The sequence below is a fragment of the Mesorhizobium sp. M8A.F.Ca.ET.181.01.1.1 genome, assembly GCF_004792025.1.
Lineage (GTDB): Bacteria > Pseudomonadota > Alphaproteobacteria > Rhizobiales > Rhizobiaceae > Mesorhizobium.
The window spans coordinates 1-3,378 of record NZ_SRTV01000029.1 but is presented as its reverse complement, the minus strand read 5'-3'; the positions used below and the strand labels follow the sequence as shown (position 1 = coordinate 3,378).

3 protein-coding genes are annotated in these 3,378 nt (G+C 58.5%); all 3 read right to left on the bottom strand.

Annotated elements, in window-relative coordinates:
- Window positions 1–133: 133 nt before the first annotated feature.
- Window positions 134–1,291: a TlpA disulfide reductase family protein gene (locus EN824_RS33385; protein WP_127249268.1), complete on the bottom strand. Its 1,158-nt coding sequence runs from the start codon at window positions 1,289–1,291 to the stop codon at window positions 134–136.
- A 597-nt stretch (window positions 1,292–1,888) separates the two neighbouring features.
- Window positions 1,889–2,902 (bottom strand): 1-aminocyclopropane-1-carboxylate deaminase, encoded by a 1,014-nt coding sequence (locus EN824_RS33380; RefSeq protein WP_024505903.1) that lies wholly within the window; start codon window positions 2,900–2,902, stop codon window positions 1,889–1,891.
- 236 nt (window positions 2,903–3,138) lie between these two features.
- A partial coding sequence (locus EN824_RS33375; RefSeq protein ID WP_135933154.1) for an exopolysaccharide production repressor protein occupies window positions 3,139–3,378 on the bottom strand: 240 nt, incomplete at its 5' end.

Below are 3,378 nucleotides of genomic sequence, written 5' to 3'. Positions count from 1 at the left end.
TAAACGCAATGGAAATTCCACCTGCCGCAAGCCGCGCACTTTTGCGGCATCGACGTTATTGCTGCGAAGTGCGCCTGGGCGGGCGGATTTGCCGGTGTTCAATTCCAATTGTCATGCCCTTCGCGATTCTTGCTCAGGAAGTGACTGCGTTTTGAGTTTCGGGTGCCTTCTTTTGCGGAGCCACACAAAGATCCGCGTGACAGGCAGGCTCACCCGTGTAGTTGGCCAGTGCTTCGAGCAATGGGGTAAGATAGTACTGTTTGGTGTGGTCCGGAATTGGCCCCAGCCGGTCCACCGATTTCAGTGCCACCTCGATCAACTCGATTGCGCGATCTTTGTTGCCGCTCTCGTAATAATACTGAGCTACCGGGAGGTACCGGAGGTATTTAAACGGGCCATCGCCGTTCGGGGGATTGAGTGCCAGTATCTGTTCCGAGAGCTCGTTGCCCATCGCAAAGCGCTCCGCGCGCGGAAGATGGGAATTGTCCATCGTGGGATCGAAGAGTTGGTTGAGGGCCAAGGCCATCCACGACACCGCGTCGGACGTTTTGTCGATCGCGTCCTCGACCAATTCTCGCATGACCGGCATGCCGGTCTTGATGTCGCGCAGCTTGTGAAGCAGAAGATCCGCATGAATCTGCCGGAACTCACAAGAGTCTGGCATCAAGGCGAGGCCTTCTTCGATGGCCAAGAGCGCCGCCGTCCAATTCTCGGCCTGCATCGCCGGCTCAAGTTTGGCGTATATCGGCCCGGTAAGCGACATTTCGCGCGCTGCAAGTTGGTTATGCGCGATGCGCTTTGCATCGGCGGCTTTCGCTTCATAGCTGCTGCGCCAGCTGCCGTTAAGGACTTTCGGCAAAACGTCATCGAGTTCCGCCGGGTGGCCGATAAAAGCGATGTGGCCGTCGCGGTCGACCACGAACGAGGTGGGAATCCCAATCGAAGAGCTGGGATCCATCCAGAGCTTGTTCATTTCGCCAATGTAATCGAACCCGATACGATAATTCAGATTCGGGAACTTCTCGGTCAGCCAGGCATCCACGTTGGTCCGCGCCTCGTCTGCGGTAGGACCCTGTTCGCAGGCGGCAACTCCGACCGCCTCAAATCCGCTGCCTTCATATTTCTCCTGCAGTTCGATCAAATGGGGCATGGCGTCGACACATGGTCCGCACCAAGTCGCCCAAAACTCAACGAGGTAGACCTTGCCGGGCCGAAAGTTCGTGAGGGGCTCGCCACGCAGCCAGTTCTCCACTTTGATCGCAGGAGCCGGGGACCCCATACGCAGTTCCATCTTGGTGTCCAAAGTCATTCCACACCTTTCGTCTCTTTTGTCGCGGAATATTTTCCCGTCAAAATCGGACACGGTCTCGAGGGCATCGCTCCCTCTGGCTTGCTTCAGCGAAGCTCTCACCGTGTTGCCGCACATCAAGCTGCAACGGAGGTGCCAATTCCCTCAGCTCCGGTAAGCGGCGGGAAATGCTTTGAAATTCTCCACGAGGCTAAATGCGGCCGATTGTCGTGAACCCGACATGTCTTCTGCCGCTGTCGGGTTTCGCCCTATCTCTTGAGAGCTTGGACGGCTCGCCTGTGATTAGACTGGCCTCGGTCCTCGAGCAGTGGCAGTTTGGCGCCAGTTCGAAAGCGCGAACTCGCCGGCTTGGTCCTCGTGCCGCCACCGCCGCGTGTGGATTCTTGCCCCGGAGTCAAAATTCGCCTCGCGGTTGCCAACGGCGGCATGCGCTCAATGCGCGTGGCGTTGAGCCCCGACAGCACGTAATGGTACCAATTAGTGGATGCCCGTCGCTGCCTCCACTTCTCCAGCCAAGCGCTCGAACGACGCTACCTACCCACGTTCGAGCGCGACCGCGGAATCGCAGACTGCCGAACGTCAGCCGTTGCGAAAGGTGTAGCCGTACCCGTTGATCGCCGGCGCGCCGCCTAGATGTGCGTAGAGGACCCTCGATCCCTGTGGAAAGAAGCCCCTCTGGACGAGGTCGATCATCCCTTGCATCGATTTGCCCTCGTAAACGGGGTCCGTAATCATGCCCTCGAGCCGCGCGCACAAACGGATTGCCTCTTTGGTTTCCTCCGATGGAACGCCATAACCCGGGTACGCGTAGTCCATGAACAACACCACGTCTGCCTCGACAATTTCCGCTCCGAGGTGGACGAGCTTCGCTGTATTTTGGGCGATGCCGAGCACCTGCGCCTTGGTCTTGGCGGGCATGGCGGAGGCATCGATACCGATCACGTTGCGCTGTCGACCATCCTTGGCGAACCCGACGAGCATGCCGCCGTGGGTTGAACCAGTCACCGTACAGACGACGATATAGTCGAAGGCAAACCCAAGCTGCTCTTCCTGGGCACGCACCTCCTCAGCGAACCCCACATAGCCCAGGCCGCCGTATTTGTGGACAGAGGCGCCGGCAGGTATCGCATATGGCCTGCCGCCCCTTGCCTTGACTTCATAAAGTGCCTTTTCCCAGCTGCGGCGGATGCCGATGTCAAAGCCCTCGTCAACCAGGCGCACCTCTGCCCCCATGATGCGGCTCAAGAGGATATTGCCGACCCGGTCGTAGACAGCATCATCATGTGGGACCCAGCTCTCCTGGACCAGGAGGCATTTCATGCCGATCTTGGCGGCGACCGCAGCGACCATGCGCGTATGGTTGGACTGCACGCCACCGATTGTGACGAGCGTATCGGCATCTGACGCGATCGCGTCGGGCACAATGTATTCGAGCTTGCGCAGCTTGTTTCCGCCGAACGCGAGACCGGAGTTGCAGTCCTCGCGTTTGACGTAGATTTCCACCTTGTCGCCCAGATGCTTGCCGAGGCGGTCGAGCCTCTCGATCGGCGTGGGTCCAAAGGTGAGCGGATAACGTTCGAATTTTTCCAGCATGCTATCTCCAGCAAAAAAGTACCTGAACCGGCTACGCACCGGTCAGCCCAGGGGTATGGTCGCGTGTTAGCCGAACACAGATTCCCTATACGATCAGCTCAGTCATCAGAGGGTGACCAAAATTGGTGTGGGTCTGAGCACTGATCCTGTCATCCGCGCATCAAAGCAGCAGCACATGCTGGGCATTCGACCAAGCCGGGACACAGCTGAAAATTGCATTCCGCAGTTGATCAGAGTCAGACGACTGGTACCCGAGCTTTCCTGTAACCATCGGCATGCTGGCCCCTGTGGCGAGTTCCACGAGCGCGGCTAGAGGACTGCCAGATCAGAAAGAGCACGCGGCCGAAGGAGCCGGCCTGAAGCAGCAGCGAACAGGCCAGCGTCGTGACGACTGCCACACGGAGCGAATCCAAAGCGAAGTAAACCATCGACGCATTGCTGCACAGGACCAGCCCCACGAGCCGACAAAAAGATGA